15 protein-coding genes are annotated in these 14,439 nt (G+C 63.5%); 10 read left to right on the forward strand and 5 right to left on the reverse strand.

The features are described from left to right. Window positions 1-33: 33 nt before the first annotated feature. The 8 genes from ctaD to QO014_RS22290 all read left to right on the forward strand — a co-directional run bounded on the left by ctaD (window position 34) and on the right by QO014_RS22290 (window position 6,784). Window positions 34-1,653, forward strand: a complete 1,620-nt coding sequence (gene ctaD, locus QO014_RS22255) for a cytochrome c oxidase subunit I (protein WP_266350962.1) — start codon at window positions 34-36, stop codon at window positions 1,651-1,653. 57 nt (window positions 1,654-1,710) lie between these two features. After that, window positions 1,711-2,643, forward strand: coding sequence for a heme o synthase (locus QO014_RS22260; protein WP_266350963.1), 933 nt, complete (start codon window positions 1,711-1,713; stop codon window positions 2,641-2,643). Between the two features lie 4 nt (window positions 2,644-2,647). Beyond that, window positions 2,648-2,812, forward strand: coding sequence for a cytochrome c oxidase system small membrane protein (locus tag QO014_RS22265; protein WP_503128679.1), 165 nt, complete (start codon window positions 2,648-2,650; stop codon window positions 2,810-2,812). 7 nt (window positions 2,813-2,819) lie between these two features. Beyond that, window positions 2,820-3,404 carry a cytochrome c oxidase assembly protein gene (locus tag QO014_RS22270; protein ID WP_266350964.1) on the forward strand — a complete coding sequence of 195 codons (585 nt, stop codon included), beginning with the start codon at window positions 2,820-2,822 and terminating at the stop codon, window positions 3,402-3,404. Between the two features lie 21 nt (window positions 3,405-3,425). Continuing rightward, the gene (locus tag QO014_RS22275) at window positions 3,426-4,268 is read left to right on the forward strand and encodes a cytochrome c oxidase subunit 3 (RefSeq protein ID WP_266350965.1); all 843 of its coding nucleotides are present in this window, start codon (window positions 3,426-3,428) and stop codon (window positions 4,266-4,268) included. Between the two features lie 98 nt (window positions 4,269-4,366). Next, window positions 4,367-4,804, forward strand: a complete 438-nt coding sequence (locus tag QO014_RS22280) for a DUF983 domain-containing protein (protein WP_266351166.1) — start codon at window positions 4,367-4,369, stop codon at window positions 4,802-4,804. A 4-nt stretch (window positions 4,805-4,808) separates the two neighbouring features. Further along, on the forward strand, window positions 4,809-5,570 hold the full coding sequence (locus tag QO014_RS22285; protein ID WP_266350966.1) for an SURF1 family protein: 762 nt from the start codon (window positions 4,809-4,811) through the stop codon (window positions 5,568-5,570). A gap of 86 nt (window positions 5,571-5,656) precedes the next feature. Further along, window positions 5,657-6,784 (forward strand): esterase-like activity of phytase family protein, encoded by a 1,128-nt coding sequence (locus QO014_RS22290; protein ID WP_266350967.1) that lies wholly within the window; start codon window positions 5,657-5,659, stop codon window positions 6,782-6,784. 21 nt (window positions 6,785-6,805) lie between these two features. Here QO014_RS22290 and QO014_RS22295 read toward each other — a convergent pair whose 3' ends face one another. Further along, window positions 6,806-7,417 carry a YqgE/AlgH family protein gene (locus QO014_RS22295; protein WP_266350968.1) on the reverse strand — a complete coding sequence of 204 codons (612 nt, stop codon included), beginning with the start codon at window positions 7,415-7,417 and terminating at the stop codon, window positions 6,806-6,808. A 116-nt stretch (window positions 7,418-7,533) separates the two neighbouring features. On the opposite strand from QO014_RS22295, the gene QO014_RS22300 reads away from it, so the two are divergent. Then, window positions 7,534-8,379 (forward strand): protein-disulfide reductase DsbD domain-containing protein, encoded by an 846-nt coding sequence (locus QO014_RS22300; protein WP_266350969.1) that lies wholly within the window; start codon window positions 7,534-7,536, stop codon window positions 8,377-8,379. A gap of 58 nt (window positions 8,380-8,437) precedes the next feature. Further along, complete coding sequence (locus QO014_RS22305) at window positions 8,438-8,923, forward strand: peroxiredoxin (RefSeq protein WP_266351167.1); 486 nt, start codon at window positions 8,438-8,440, stop codon at window positions 8,921-8,923. A gap of 71 nt (window positions 8,924-8,994) precedes the next feature. Here QO014_RS22305 and rnhA read toward each other — a convergent pair whose 3' ends face one another. The 4 genes from rnhA to QO014_RS22325 all read right to left on the reverse strand — a co-directional run bounded on the left by rnhA (window position 8,995) and on the right by QO014_RS22325 (window position 14,395). Then, complete coding sequence (gene rnhA / locus QO014_RS22310; RefSeq protein WP_266350970.1) at window positions 8,995-9,465, reverse strand: ribonuclease HI; 471 nt, start codon at window positions 9,463-9,465, stop codon at window positions 8,995-8,997. Next, entirely contained in the window at window positions 9,462-10,427 is a 966-nt protein-coding gene (locus QO014_RS22315) for a homoserine kinase (RefSeq protein WP_266350971.1), read from the reverse strand. Before QO014_RS22315 ends, rnhA begins: the two co-directional genes overlap by 4 nt. Before the next feature lie 10 nt (window positions 10,428-10,437). Further along, entirely contained in the window at window positions 10,438-11,406 is a 969-nt protein-coding gene (gene ispH, locus QO014_RS22320; protein WP_266350972.1) for a 4-hydroxy-3-methylbut-2-enyl diphosphate reductase, read from the reverse strand. A gap of 100 nt (window positions 11,407-11,506) precedes the next feature. Beyond that, the gene (locus QO014_RS22325; RefSeq protein WP_266350973.1) at window positions 11,507-14,395 is read right to left on the reverse strand and encodes an EAL domain-containing protein; all 2,889 of its coding nucleotides are present in this window, start codon (window positions 14,393-14,395) and stop codon (window positions 11,507-11,509) included. Window positions 14,396-14,439 lie beyond the last annotated feature (44 nt).

The raw sequence follows: 14,439 nt of genomic DNA on the forward strand, positions 1-14,439 counted from the left end.
GTGACGCCGTTACGATAGGGAAGGGAGCCGATCATGGCTGCAGAGGCTGCTCACGCCGCGCACGACCACCATCCGACTGGTTGGCGTCGATGGGTCTATTCGACCAATCACAAAGACATCGGCACGATGTACCTGATCTTCGCGATCATATCGGGCATCATCGGCGGTGCGCTTTCAATCGCCATCCGCATGGAATTGCAGCAGCCTGGCCTGCAGATCTTCGGCAATCCCTACGTCTTTAACACGTTCACGACCGCGCATGGTCTGATCATGATCTTCTTCATGGTCATGCCGGCGATGATCGGCGGCTTCGGCAACTGGTTCGTCCCGATCATGATCGGTGCGCCGGACATGGCGTTCCCGCGCATGAACAACATCTCGTTCTGGCTGCTGCCGCCCTCGATCCTGCTGCTCGTCATCTCGCTGTTCATGCCGAGCGCGGCGGGCCAGCACGGTGTCGGCGGCGGCTGGACGATGTATCCGCCCTTCTCGGGTTCGGGTCCTGAGGGCCAGCCGGGTCCGGCCGTCGATTTCGCGATCCTGGCGCTGCATATTTCGGGCGCGTCGTCTATCCTCGGCGCGATCAACTTCATCACCACGATCTTCAACATGCGCGCTCCGGGCATGACGCTGCACAAGATGCCGCTCTTCGCCTGGTCGGTGCTCGTCACGGCCTTCCTGCTGCTGCTGTCGCTGCCGGTTCTCGCCGGTGCGATCACCATGCTGCTGACCGACCGCAATTTCGGCACCACCTTCTTCAAGCCCGATGGCGGCGGCGATCCGATCCTGTTCCAGCACCTGTTCTGGTTCTTCGGTCATCCGGAAGTCTACATCCTGATCCTGCCCGGCTTCGGCATCATCAGCCACATCGTCTCGACCTTCTCGAAGAAGCCGATCTTCGGCTATATCGGCATGGCCTACGCCATGGTCGCGATCGGCGTCGTCGGCTTCATCGTGTGGGCGCACCACATGTACACGACCGGCCTCTCCTTCGAGACCCAGGCCTATTTCGTGGCGGCGACCATGGTGATCGCGGTCCCGACCGGCGTGAAGATCTTCTCGTGGATCGCCACGATGTGGGGCGGCTCGATCGAGTTCAAGACGCCGATGCTCTGGGCCATCGGCTTCATCTTCCTGTTCACGGTCGGCGGCGTCACGGGCGTCATGCTCGCCAATGCCGGCCTCGACCGCTCCTACCAGGACACCTACTTCGTCGTCGCGCACTTCCATTACGTGCTGTCGCTCGGCGCCGTGTTCGCCATCTTCGCAGGCTGGTACTACTGGTTCCCGAAGATGTTCGGCTACATGTACAATGACTCGATCGGCAAGCTGCACTTCTGGGTCATGTTCATCGGCGTGAACCTGGTCTTCTTCCCGCAGCACTTCCTCGGCATGGACGGCATGCCGCGCCGCTATGCGGACTATCCGGATGCGCTCTGGGGCTGGAACTTCGTCTCGTCGATCGGCTCCTACATCTCCGCTCTCGGCGTGCTGATCTTCCTCTATGGCGTCATCGACGCCTTCCTGAAGAAGGTCCCGGCACCGAATAATCCCTGGGGTGAGGGCGCCACGACGCTCGAATGGCAGCTCTCGTCGCCGCCGCCCTTCCATCAGTGGGAAGTGCTGCCGCGCATCGGCGACACCAAGCACTGAGCAATCAACGAGAACGGGGCCGGGACGACCCGGCCCTCTTCACAACTGGTAGGCTGAATGTCTGATATTCATCTCGACCGTGTCGATGCGGAGGCTGGCAATCTGGCCAGCCCGTCCGACTATATCGCGCTGCTGAAGCCGCGCGTGATGTCGCTCGTCGTGTTCACGGCTCTCGTCGGGATGATGATGGCGCCGGGCGGCATTCATCCGGTGCTCGGCTTCACGGCGCTGCTCTGCATTGCGGTCGGCGCAGGGGCGTCGGGCGCGCTCAACATGTGGTACGACGCCGATATCGACGCGATCATGAAGCGCACCAGCGGCCGCCCGATCCCGTCGGGACGTGTCACGAAGGGTGAGGCGCTCGCGTTCGGGCTGACGCTCGCGGCTTTTTCGGTCACGCTCCTCGCGCTTTTCGTCAATCTCGTTGCCGGCCTGCTGCTCGCCTTCACGATCTTCTTCTATGTCGTGATCTATTCGATGTGGCTGAAGCGCTGGACGCCGCAGAACATCGTCATTGGCGGCGCGGCTGGCGCGTTCCCGCCGGTCGTCGGCTGGGCGTCGGTGACTGGTTCGGTCTCTTTCGAGAGCATCGTCCTTTTCCTGATGATCTTCATGTGGACGCCGCCGCATTTCTGGGCGCTGGCGATGTTCAAGTCGGACGATTATCGCCGCGCCGGCATCCCGATGCTGCCGGTTGTCTCGGGCCTCGCCGAAACGCGCCGCCAGATCCTGCTTTATTCGCTGATCCTGGCGCCGATCGGCGTGCTGCCGACGATCCTCGGCTTTGCATCCTTCGCCTATGGCGTGGCCGCGTCGGTCCTGGGTCTCGCCTTCGTTATCCTGGCGATCCGCGTCTACCGGATGAAGGATAGCGACCAGGCCATGCTTCCGGCCAAGCGCCTGTTCGCATTCTCGATCCTTTATCTGTTCCTGCTGTTTGCCATGCTTCTCGTCGAGCGCTGCATCAGCCTCATCGGCTGGGCCGTGTAGGGAGATGAGCATGGCTGAAGACGGCATCCGACTGACGGAAGTCCAGAAGCGTCGCCGGCGTGCGCGTTCGATCGCCATCGGGCTGGCTCTGGGCGCACTCGTCGTCCTGTTCTACGTCGTGACCATCGTCAAGATGGGCCCCGGCGTCATCGCCAACCGACCCTTGTGAGGACCGGATGAGCGCGAAGCGCACGCTTGGTGTCACCGCAGCAGCCTGTGCCGTCTTCGGCGCGGCGATGCTCGGCGCCGCCTTCGCGGCGGTGCCCCTCTACCAGATGTTCTGCCAGGTCACCGGCTATGGCGGTACCACGCGCAGGGCCGAGGCGCCGCCCGCCCAGGCGATCGACCGCACCGTCGTCGTGCGCTTCGACGCAAATGTTGCCAATGGCATCGGCTGGGCGTTCCGGCCCGAGGAGCGTCAGGTGACGATCCGTCTGGGCGAGATCCGGAAGGTCAACTTCGTCGCTGAAAACCGTACCAACCGCGTGGCGACGGGACAGGCGACGTTCAATGTGACGCCGGGATCGGCGGGTCAGTTCTTCAACAAGATCGCCTGCTTCTGCTTCACGGAGCAGACGCTCAAGCCGGGTGAACGCGTTGAGATGCCGGTGACGTTCTTCGTCGATCCGGCCATGGCCAATGATCCAGACAATCGTTTCACGGACACCATAACGCTGTCCTACACGTTCTTTCCGAGTGCCACGGCCAGTTCGGCGCCCGTCGCCGCCAACACGTCGCCCAACTCGCAAAAACCGCTTTAAGAAGGACCGGGGAGCATCTCGATGGCTGAAGCCCACGCCGCCAAGCACCACGACTACCACCTCGTCAATCCGAGTCCGTGGCCGTTCATCGCCTCGTTCGGTGCCTTCGCCATGGCGATCGGCGGCATTTCCTATATGCACGGCGCTTCCTTGCTCTGGCTTGCGCCCGGCCTTCTGATCGTCCTCTACACCATGGCAGCGTGGTGGACCGACGTGATCAAGGAGGGCCAGGAGGGCTATCACACCCGCGTGGTGCAGTTGCACCTGCGCTACGGCATGATCCTCTTCATCGCCTCCGAGGTGATGTTCTTCGTCGCCTGGTTCTGGGCCTTCTTCGACGCGAGCCTCTTCGCGGGCGAAGCGCAGAATGTGGCGCGTTACGACTTCACCGGCGGTCACTGGCCGCCGAAGGGCATCGAAGTCTTCGATCCCTGGCACCTGCCGCTTCTCAACACGCTGATCCTGCTCACATCGGGCACCACGGTCACCTGGGCGCACCATGCGCTGCTGCACAATGACCGGGAAGGCCTGAAATGGGGCCTGATCTGCACCGTCGTGCTGGGCGTGATCTTCTCCTGCGTCCAGGCGGTCGAGTACACCCATGCGGCGTTCTCGTTCGGCGGCAACATTTACGGCGCCACTTTCTTCATGGCGACCGGCTTTCACGGCTTCCACGTCATCATCGGCACGATCTTCCTGATCGTCTGCCTGCTGCGCGCTCTGGCTGGCCAGTTCACCCCGAAGGAGCATTTCGGCTTCGAGGCGGCGGCCTGGTACTGGCATTTCGTCGACGTGGTCTGGATCTTCCTGTTCTTCGCCATCTATGTTTGGGGTGGATGGGGCGCGCCGATCCACGCCGCCTGAGGCGGTCAACTGACCGGCCCCGCTGATGCGGGGTCGGCTCGCATGTGAACTGATCTGTGCTCCGGTACGCCCGTCACAGCTTTCCGGAAGGCTGAGTGATGACGACCGACCCGAGCGAGACCGCGGCCTCTGGTGAAACGACACCAGCGCCAGCCTATCGTGACAAGGCGCATTATCCGCCGCTGTCTCCGCTCACGACCGGTATGCGCGGGCTTTGTCCGCGCTGCGGCCAGGGTCGGCTTTTCAAGGGCTTTCTCGATCTGCAGCCGCGCTGCCAGAATTGCGGGCTCGATTTCGCTTTCATCGATTCGGGGGACGGCCCGGCCGTCTTCATCATCCTGATCGTGGGCTTCATCGTCGCCTTTCTGGCGCTCTATGTGGAGTTCACCTTCCAGCCGCCATTCTGGGTCCACATCATCCTCTGGCTGCCGCTCATTCTGGGATTGTCACTGGGCATGTTGCGGCCGCTCAAGGGGCTGATGGTCGGAATCCAGTATCGCACCAAGGCTGAGCAGGGACGCCTGGAGGGGAACTGAGGCCATGCCGGCACCCAGCGTGTGCTCTCCGGCATCGCGCCTGATCGCCCCGACGATTGCGGCGATCATCGTTTTCGCGCTTCTCTGTTCGCTTGGTGCATGGCAATGGCGTCGCCTGCACTGGAAGGAAGCGCTGATCGCGCAGGTGAACGGCCGCATCCACGATGCTCCGGTCGCAGCACCCGGTCCGTCAGACTGGCCGAAGCTCGATCTTGCGGCGTTCGACTACACGCCCGTTTCCGTCTCCGGAAGCTTCCTGAACGACAGGGAAGCCTATCTCTACGGTTCGCTGTCGGAGCCGCGCGGGCCCGTCGGCGGAGTCGGGTGGTGGGTATTCACCCCGTTTAGGACCGATGCTGGCTGGATCGTCTATGTCAATCGCGGCTTCGTGCCGGATGCGAACCGCCTGCCGGCCAAGCGTCTGGCAGGCCAGATCGAAGGGCATGTTACGGTGACGGGGCTGCTCCGGCGCCCCGAGAGGCCGTCGCACTGGTTCGGCGATGGCATCAGCAGGGACGATCAATGGTTTGCGCGCGAGCCGTCCTTGTTCGCCCGCGCGTCCGGCCTCCCGGCGGCCGAAGTCGCGCCCTATTCGATTGACGCGGACGCGACACCCAATATTGGCGGCCTGCCGCAGGGTGGCGAGACGACCATCATCTTCCCGAACAATCACCTGCAATATGTGGTGACCTGGTTCGGCCTCGCCTTCGCCTTGGTCGCCGTGTTCATCGCCTATGCGCGCGGTGTTCTGCGCGGTCGGCGCTAGATCGGTCTGCGCGCCGGCTTCGTCATAGCGCTGTAACGGCTCCATTGTCTGATCCGGCCACCTTGGACCGATCGGAGGCTCCCATCATGATCAAACTGACCCATCTGGCCTGCGTCGCCGCCCTGGCGCTTGCGCCGGGCCTTGCCCTGGCCGCCGATTCGACGGATGTCGGCGCGCTCCGCTTCATCGGAGCGGTGACGGTGCCGAATGATGCCACCGTCGACGGCACGCTCGTCGGCGGCCTCTCGGGCATCGACTACGATGCCAAGACTGGTCTCTGGTCGATCATCAGCGACGACAAGTCCGATAAGGCGCCCGCGCGCTTCTATGTCGGTGCACTGACCTATGGCTCCAACGCTTTCACTGCCATCGACCTCAAGAAGGCCGTAACCTTCCGCCAGGGCGACGGAACGGCCTATCCGAATGCCAAGGCGGGCGGGGTCGTTCCAGACCCGGAGGCGCTTCGGGTCGATCCGGAAACCGGCAATATCTGGTGGACCAGCGAGGGCGATCGCAAGCTCGGCCTTTCGCCCTTCCTGAACATCGTGACGCCGGAGGGGCGGGCCGTTGCGAGCGTACCGATGCCCGATCTGTTCCAGGTCCATAAGGACCAGGAACTCGGCGCCCGCCACAACCTCACATTCGAAGGCTTGAGCTTCGCGCCGGATGCCAAGTCGGTCTGGGTCGGCATGGAGTCGGCCCTCTACCAGGATGGCCCGATCGCGACGGTCGAGGCCGGTACGATGGCGCGCATCATTCATATCGGGCGGGCCGGCGAGATGCTTGCCGAATATGCCTATCCGGTCGATCCGATCCAGGCCAAGCCCGCGGGCAAGAACGGCGACAATGGCGTCAGCGAAATCCTGGCGCTGGACGACCACCGGCTGCTCGTGCTCGAGCGTTCGGGGGTCGAAGGCGCTGATGGCGTCTGGAAGATGTATATCCGCCTCTATGAAGCCGATACGACCGGCGCCACCGATGTATCGGGTATCAACGCGCTCGCGGGCGCCGCGTACCAGCCGATGAAGAAGCGCCTCGTGCTCGATTTCTCCAAGCTGCCGGAACTCGGCCACGTCGACAATCTGGAGGGGATGAGCTTCGGCCCGACGCTCCCCGACGGCAATCGCAGTCTCGTCTTCGTCTCGGACAACAATTTCAATGACAGCCAGATCACGCAGTTTCTGGCCTTCGAAGCCGAGCCCGGCAAGGAGTAGCGATGCGAGGAGCCGGCCGCCTCAAGCGTGGCCGGCTTCTCCCGACAGCATGGCCGGATCGACGCCGAGCAGCGCCAGCGCACGGACATATTTGGTTTCGAGATCGGAATCGAAGATCAGATCCGACCGCGCATCGCAATGGAGCCAGCCATTGGCCTGGATCTCGTTTTCGAGCTGGCCCGGCGCCCAGCCGGCATAGCCCAGCGCCAGCATGGCGCTTTCAGGACCCGAACCCAGCGCAATCGCCTTCAGGATCTCGATTGTCGCGGTCAGCGAGATGTTCTCGTCGATTGGCAGCGTCGAGTTCTCGACAAAATAATCGGCCGTGTGGAGCACGAAGCCACGCCCGGTTTCGACGGGACCGCCACGTTGAACGATCATGCGACTGGCGGCATCCGGCAGGCGTATCTCGATCCCCTCCGGGATGATGTCGAGCTGAACCAGGAGATCGGCGAAGTCGATCTGCGGGACACGCTGGTTGATCACGATGCCCATCGCGCCTTCGTCGGAATGCGCGCAGACATAGACCACGGAGCGGGCAAAGCGATCGTCTTCCATGCTCGGCATGGCAATCAGGAACTGCCCGTCGAGATAGCTGCTGTCGGCAGTCTTGCCATGTCTGCGTTCGCTCATGGTTAAAAGCGTAGCACGGCGCCACGAAAAGGAAAGGCCGTGCAGACACGAACAAATGATCATCTCCGGGCCGGCAACTCTGGTGATTGCGCGTCGACGCGGCTAGCGTGCCGCCCATGCTGCATCATTCATCCTGCCTTCCGCTTTCCTTCGCACTGCTTCTGTTAGGTGCGCCGCTGGCCTCCGCCGCGATCGGCGACTGGGTTGACGGCGATCATGCCCGCATGCGCCTGATCGCTTCGGCTCCCGCGCCTGATGGCACGGTCGATGCCGCGATCGAGATCGTGCTCGATCCGGGCTGGAAGACCTATTGGCGCTCGCCCGGCGATGCCGGCATCCCGCCGCGCCTTGATTTTGCCGGCTCGGTCAACGCGCCCGATCCGGCCGTCGATTTCCCGGCTCCCGAGCGCGACGATGACGGCTTTGCCGCAACCAATGTCTATCACAACCGCGTCGTGCTGCCCGTTCGCTTTCGAGGCGCCAATCCCGCCGAGGCACTGAACCTCGTGCTCAAGGCCGATCTCGGCGTCTGTGAAGAGGTGTGCGTGCCGGTTTCGATGGTCGCGAACATCGACGTTCCATCAGGCGAGAAAGACGCGGAAGCGGCGGACCTGATCGCCGCGGCGCGCGCCGCTGTGCCGGGGCCCGGGCGCCCGGGTTCGTTCGAGATCGACGCGTTGAAGCGGGTCGGCGGCACCGATGCGTTGCCCGAATTCGAGGTGGTCGCCACAACCGGCAGCGGCGCCGAAGGGGTACTGTTCGTCGAGACGCCGCCGGATTGGTATCCCGCGCCGCCCAAGGCGACAGGCAGCCAGGATGGCAGGACGACTTACCGCTTTACGGTCGATCGCAAGAGCGCGACCACTCCGATTGACGACGCTCAGATCGCACTCACCTTGACGGAAGGTGGCGCCGCTACAACGCGCGCCTTCAAGCTCGACGGCGCAGTAGCTTCGCCCTAGTCTTCCTTCTCACCAGACCCTTCCCAACACGCTCAGCACAGATTGACGGAGTGACATGATGACGATTTCGGTCGGCGATCGCCTGCCCGAGGCCAAGTTCCGCGTGATGACGGCGGACGGGGCCGTGGAAAAGACAACGGCGGATGTCTTTGCTGGCAAGAAGGTGGTGCTCTTCGCCGTGCCGGGAGCTTTCACGCCGACCTGCCACAAGAACCATTTGCCGGGCTATATCGAGCAGGCTGCCGCGATCAAGGCCAAGGGCGTCGACACGATCGCCGTGGTTTCGGTGAACGATCATCATGTGATGGGCGCTTGGGCCAAGGCCTCGGGCGGCGAGGACAAGATCCTCTTCCTGGCGGACGGATCGGGCCTTTTCACCAAGGCGATCGGACTCGATATCGACCTGACGGCGGGTGGGCTCGGCCTCCGCTCGAAGCGCTATTCGATGATCGTCGATGACGGCGTCGTCTCGGCCCTCAATATCGAGGACGCGCCGGGCGGCGTCACGGTTTCCGGCGCGGCCGCCGCGCTCGAAATGCTCTGATAGACGAGCGGATATGGCACGAATGGTCGGCCGGTTACCTGGCTGGCCATTCGTTGCGAAGGACTGTGCGATCAGCTTGCTGCGACGGTCCGCTTCTTCGGCTTGAACGGCGCCATGCCCTCGCGGGCTAGTTCGTCGGCGCGCTCATTGGCCTCGTTGCCGGCATGGCCCTTGACCCAGTGCCAGTTCACCTTGTGGCGCTTCAGCGCTTCGTCCAGGCGCTGCCAGAGGTCGATATTCTTCACCGGCTTCTTGTCGGCCGTCTTCCAGCCGTTCTTCTTCCAGCCATGGATCCAGCCGGTGATCCCGCCCTTCACATATTGGGAATCGGTGTGGATATCGACCGTGCACGGGCGCTTGAGCGCATCGAGCGCTTCGATCGCTGCGGTGAGCTCCATGCGGTTGTTGGTGGTGTCGGGCGCGCCGCCCTTCAGTTCCATCCGCTTTTCGCCATAGATCAGGATCGCGCCCCAGCCGCCGGGGCCGGGATTGCCGGAACAGGCCCCGTCGGTCCAGATCGTCACGCTGTTTTCTTCGGTCAAATGTTCAATCCATATGCGCCGACATCCTGCACCGTGCGGTGAAAGCGCAGCTTCTTCAGATATTCGAGCGGATCCTTCGGCGCCACCAGCGCTCCCGGCGGCACGTTCAGCCAGTCATAGAGGCGGGTGAGCAGGAAGCGCAGCGCCGAGCCGCGCGCCAGGATCGGCAACAGGCGGAGCTCGTCGTCCGTGAAGGGGCGCACCTTGGCGTAGGCGCCGAGCAGGGCCTTGGCCTTGGTCACGTTCAGCGACCCGTCCGGTTCGAAGCACCATGCGTTCAGGCAGATTGCCGCGTCATAGGCGAGGAAATCGTTGCAGGCGAAATAGAAGTCGATCAGTCCCGAAAGCCTGTCGCGCAGGAAGAAGACATTGTCGGGAAAAAGATCCGCATGGATCACGCCCTTGGGCAGATCCGTCGGCCAGGCGGCCTCCAACTGGTCGAGTTCTCTCGCAATATCGATCGCGAGCCCCGGCAGCACCGTGTCGGCGCGACCGGCGGATCGATCGAAGAGCGGTCGCCAGCTATCGACGGAAAGAGCATTGCGGCGTGTCAGCGCGAAACCCTCGCCGGCAATGTGAAACCGCGCTAAGGCCTCGCCGACGGCGGCGCAATGCTCGACGCGCGGCCGCCTGATCCACATGCCCTGCAGAAAGGTCACGATTGCGGCGGGACGACCTGCCAGCCGGCCGAGAGCCTCGCCCGCTCTGTTGCGCACAGGCTGCGGACAGGTCAGTCCCCGGGCGGCGAGATGGTCCATGAGGCCGATGAAGAAGGGGAGGTCGTTCGGATCGACCCGCTTCTCATAGAGCGTCAATATGTGTGGGCCGGCCTCGGTCACGATGAGGAAGTTCGAGTTCTCGACGCCTTCGGCAATGCCCTTGACGGAGAGAATTGCGCCGATGTCGTAACCCGCGATGAAGCGGTCGAGTTCGTCGTCTGCGATCTCGGTATAGACGGCCATGGATCGGGTGCTACTCGGCTGCGGAAAGGCGCAATTCGCGCGGCAGATTGAAGGCTATGGTCTCTTCCGCATTCTGGACGAGCTCGACCTTGACGGCATAGCGCGCCGCGAAGGCGTCGATCACTTCCTCGACGAGGATTTCCGGCGCGGACGCGCCTGCCGTCACGCCGACGCTGCGGATGCCGTCAAGCCGCGACCAGTCTATATCCGAGGCGCGCTGAATCAGGATCGAGACCGGGCATCCCTCGCGCTCGGCCACTTCGCGCAGACGCTGCGAATTGGACGAGTTCGGCGCGCCCACGACGATCATGGCGTCGACCTGGCCGGCGATCCGCTTCACGGCTTCCTGTCGATTGGTCGTCGCGTAGCAGATATCTTCTTTGTGCGGCGCCGTGATCGAGGGAAAGCGCTCGGTCAGGACGCGCACGATCGCCGCCGTATCGTCGATCGAAAGTGTTGTCTGCGTGATGAAGGCGAGCCGCTCCGGATCCTTCGGCGTAAAGGCCAGCGCATCCTCGACCGTCTCCAGCAGCGTGACGCTGCCCTCGGGCAACTGCCCCATCGTGCCGATCACCTCGGGATGGCCGGCATGGCCGATCAGCACGATCTCGCGCTCGCGCTTGAAATGGATCTGCGCTTCCTTGTGGACCTTGGAGACGAGCGGGCAGGTGGCGTCGAGAAAGAACATCTGCCGGGAACGCGCATTTTCCGGCACGGATTTGGGGACGCCATGGGCCGAGAAGACGACGGGCTGTCCGTCATCGGGGATCTCGGTCAATTCCTCGACGAAGACCGCGCCCTTGTCCCTGAGACCGTCGACGACATAGCGGTTATGGACGATTTCGTGCCGGACATAGACCGGCGCGCCAAATTTCTTCAGCGCCAGCTCGACGATCTGGATCGCACGATCGACACCGGCGCAGAAGCCGCGCGGCGCGCAGAGCAGGATATCCAGCGGAGGCTTCGTCGCTTCTGTCATGGTCGCTTCGATCAATATCGCCTGCCCGGGAATAGAGGGACGGGGCAGGGCGCTGTCAAGCGGGGCGCCCGGAACACCCCCGCCAAATCCGGCTGACGCTCTACGCGATCAGCGCCTCTTCCTCGCGGAAGAGCAGCTTGCCGGCATCGACGGCCGTCATCGGCTGGCCGAACAGCAAGCCCTGCGCAAATTCGCAGCCATGATCGTAGAGATCGAGCGCGTCGTCCTCCGTCTCCGCGCCCTCGGCGACCACGTCCATGTGCAGTTCGTGGGCAAGGCCGATCATGGCACGCAGGATGACGCGCTTCTGCTTGGCCGCCGGGCCGCGCACGAAGCTCTGGTCGATCTTCAGCGTGTCGAAGGGGAAGCGCTGCAGGTAGGAGAGCGAGGAATAGCCCGTTCCGAAATCATCGAGCGACAGGCCGGCGCCGAGTTCCCGGACGCGCGCCAGCACTTGCGCGGCATATTCGGGGTTCTCCATGACGAGGCTTTCGGAGAGCTCCAGCTTCAGCGAGCCGCGTTGCAGCGGCGAGCGCGAGAGCACCGATTTCACATCGTTGATCAGGTCGTGACGGAGCAATTGCCGGCTCGAAATATTGATCGAGACGAAGAGCGGCACGTCGCGGCCGAGCTGTTCCTGCCAGTCGGAAAGCTGCTTCGCCGCCCGGTCGAGCACGAAGAGGCCGAGCGGAATGATCAGCCCGCTGCGTTCGGCCAGCGGGATGAACTCCGCCGACGGAATGCGGCCATGCTTCGGGTGATCCCAACGCACCTGAGCCTCGAAGCCCGAAATCGTGCGGTCTTCGAGGCGCACTACCGGCTGGTACAGAACCTTGATTTCGTCGCGGCCGATGGCGCGGCGAAGATCCGCTTCCAGCGTCAGCGTGTCGGCCCCATGCTGGCGCAGCGCCGGCCGGAAGGCTTCGATGCGGTCGCCGCCGAGGCGCTTGGCGTAATACATGCCGATCTCGGCATCCTTGACCATCTCGATCGCTTCGGACTGCTTGGCATCATACATGGCGATGCCGATCGAGGCGGTCAGGAAGATTTCCTTGTCGCCGAACGAGATCGGCGCGCGCAGCGTCCGGCGGACCGAATCGGCGAAGGCCGCGATCCGTTCGGGCTCGTTCTCCGAAATCAGAAGGAAGGCGAATTGGTCGCCGGCGAGCCGGGCGAGCGTGTCCTGGGGCTTGAGCAGGCGTGCGAGGCGGCGCGCAACGGTCAGCAGCATCGAATCGCCGACTGAAAGGCCGAAACCGTCATTGACCTGCTTGAAGCGATCTATGTCGAGCAGGAAGACGGACGGGCGCGGCGCGCCTTCCGTTTGCGTCCGCGTCATCGCCATGGCGAGGCGATCGACGAAGAGCTCGCGATTGGGCAGTCCCGTCAGATTGTCGTGCACGGCGTCGTGCAACAGCCGCTCTTCCGAGGTCCGCTCTTCGGTGACGTCGAGCAGCGTGCCGACGCAGCGCAGAACCTCACCATCCGAGCCGAGCACCGGCCGGGCGCGCAGATGGAACCAGCGATAATGGCCATCTTCAGAGCGCAGGCGGAAATCCTGCGAGATGCGGCCACGGCGCTGTTCGATGACGGCGTCGAGGGTGGCTTTGAACCGGTCGCGGTCGGAGGGGTGGAGCACATCGAGCCAGTCGCGCGCGGGTCCTTCCAGCGTGCCGTGCTTGAGGCCCAGCAACTCCTCGGCCTCGGCGCTGGTGAAGATGCGGTCGCGCGCGACATCCCAGTCCCAGACGATGTCGCCCGCGCCGGTCAGCGCCAGGGCGCGCCGCTCCGTCTCGCCGATGGCGCCTTGCGCGATGGTTCCGCCGGCGAACGCATGCTGCATCACCGTGAACCCGATCAGCAGCACGATCAGCACCAGGCCGCCGTTCAGCGCCGGCTGGATCACGTCATTCGCGAGCGTGCCGGTGACGGTCAGATAGGCGCCGGCGATCCAGACGATCAGGAGAATCCAGGTCGGGATCAGCATGATCGCGCGATCATAATGATGCAGCGAAAGATAGATGATGACGAGGAAGCCGAGCGTGACGGTCAGGCCGAAGGAAAGCCGTGCGACGCCCGCCGCGATGCCGGGCTCGAACACCGCGACGCCGAGCAGGATCACGAGGCCGACGAGCCAGGCGATGGTGGCGTGGCTGTAGCGCACATGCCATCGGTTCAGATTGAGATAGGTGTAGGTGAAGATCAGCAGCGCCGCCGAAAGCAGCACCTCCGCAAAGGCGCGCCACATCTTGTCGTCGCCGGGCGCGATCTGGATCACCTTGTTCCAGAAGCCGAAATCGATCGCGAGATAGATCAGCACCGACCAGGCGAGACCGGCTGTCGCCGGGAACATGGCCGTGCCCTTCACCACGAAGACGATGGTGAGGAACAGCGCCAGCAGGCCGGAAATGCCGAGGACGATGCCGTGATACAGCGTGTAGCTGTTGATCGCGTCCTTGTAGTTGTCGGGATCCCAGAGATAGAGCTGCGGCAGGACCGGCGTCCTGAGCTCGATCACGAAGGTCACGATGGCGCCGGGGTCGAGCGTTATGCGGAAGACGTCGGCTTCCTGGCTCTGCTGTCGCTCCGGCGCGAACCCCTGGCTCGGGGTCACCGTGGCGATGCGCGAAGCACCTAGATCGGGAATGAGCAGGCCGGAATTGGCCAATCGGAAATGCGGCGCGACCAGCAGACGATCGATCTGTTCGTCGCCATTATTGGTGAGCGCGAAATAGGCCCAGTAGGAGGTTCCACCGGCTCCGTTCGCGCGCACTTCGATTCGGCGCACAATGCCGTCCGCGCCGGGCGCGGTCGAAACCTGGACACGATCGGAGGGGTCGCGCGACGCGAAGTCGACAGCGTTGGTCAGATCGAGGGTCTTGCCGTCGAGCGGCACGGTCAGTGCGTCCAGCGCTTCGACACGAGATGCGGATCCCGCGAGCGCAAAAAGCACGATACCGATCGCTGCGACGATACGGTTAAGCGACAAACAAACCTCCTACAGGCCGTTGAGAGTTACTATTCAACGGCATG

This window comes from Kaistia dalseonensis (assembly GCF_030814715.1).
In the GTDB taxonomy this organism is placed as follows: Bacteria; Pseudomonadota; Alphaproteobacteria; order Rhizobiales; family Kaistiaceae; genus Kaistia; species Kaistia dalseonensis.